This is a genomic window from Staphylococcus sp. 231237_7MaSpsaltlick, assembly GCF_043107035.1.
This window is the reverse complement of the sequence record NZ_JBICNX010000149.1, coordinates 1-1112: the sequence shown is the minus strand read 5'-3', so window position 1 is coordinate 1112 and position 1112 is coordinate 1. Positions and strand designations below refer to the sequence as shown.

2 protein-coding genes are annotated in these 1112 nt (G+C 29.3%); both read right to left on the bottom strand.

Annotation, left to right across the window (positions count from 1 at the left end):
* Window positions 1-152: 152 nt before the first annotated feature.
* Window positions 153-311, bottom strand: coding sequence for a hypothetical protein (locus ACF91D_RS30530; RefSeq protein ID WP_153672652.1), 159 nt, complete (start codon window positions 309-311; stop codon window positions 153-155).
* A 60-nt stretch (window positions 312-371) separates the two neighbouring features.
* The gene (locus tag ACF91D_RS30525; protein ID WP_119605237.1) at window positions 372-803 is read right to left on the bottom strand and encodes a plasmid mobilization protein; all 432 of its coding nucleotides are present in this window, start codon (window positions 801-803) and stop codon (window positions 372-374) included.
* Window positions 804-1112 lie beyond the last annotated feature (309 nt).

Sequence of the window (1112 nt, the reverse complement as noted above, 5' to 3'; positions counted from 1 at the left end):
AAGCATATGCACTTCCGATAAGTTGAAATATGTTAAATAGAAATTAAGATACTTAATACCAGTACCTATTACAGTATACTATCGTTAATTTGGTGTTTACAGAAATACCATGTTACTATCACCATCTTCAACACCTATATATTTCATAATATTTATTCAATACATTCTAAAATATGAATATAATTTTTGATAGCTTTTTCAGCTATATTTTGCATTGATTTGCCACTTGAGACAGACTCAATTTTAAGTAATTTATGTAATTCTTTGTTCACTTTAATCATTTTATATTCTGTTTTAATTTCTTTTTCCATTTTGAATAAACTCCTTAAAGTCAATTATATTAATCAATTGCATTGTTAATAATACCTTATTTAACTGTTAAATTCTTTAATAGCATACCTAATCTCTTCTTTTAATTTTTCATCATTCTTATAACCATTTAAATTGATATATTCCGCATCGTTTTGCACGTACTGTAAAAAGTCTTTAAATGTATTTACATAACCCGCATATCGATAATATTGTTCTTCTAAGTTCTCAAAATCTTCTTTTGAAACTTCATATTGACCATAACCTGCCATAAGTTTCATTTTAAGATCTTCGTTTTTTTTTTCAAGTGCATCAATGCGCTCATCGGCAGGATATACAACCGTCGGTTTAATCCGATTACCTAACGCAGTAAGTCGTGTATATGCCGTTGGATTTAAATTTCTTATTTCTGCAAGTTGCTTTACTTTTTCATACTCGTCTTCAGTTAAATTGATATTGATTGTTTTAGCTTTTTTATGATTTTGATCTGTCATTGGTATCCCCCCATAACTAAGTAAACACTCAAAAAATAGATGCTATTTTAATTGAGTGATTGCTTAGTTATTATTTTAACATATGAGGGGATATTTGATGAATAATTACTAAATATAAATACCGTTTATATAATTAGTAATTACTCATATTTAATGCGCACATTTTTGCGCATTGGACTAAGCAAATACTCATGAGTATTTGCTATTTTTTCACAGAAAAAATCACAGGGGGCTTGGGGGATTCATCCACCAACAAGCAGGGTATCTAGGCACAAAGTGGCTAGCATTCCCATTGCTTGCCAAACCTCT

What these genes read in the sequence shown, in the direction of transcription:
- ACF91D_RS30530 (WP_153672652.1), bottom strand. Translation starts at nt 311, where the DNA reads ATGGAAAAAGAAATTAAAACAGAATATAAAATGATTAAAGTGAACAAA.
- ACF91D_RS30525 (WP_119605237.1), bottom strand. Translation starts at nt 803, where the DNA reads ATGACAGATCAAAATCATAAAAAAGCTAAAACAATCAATATCAATTTA.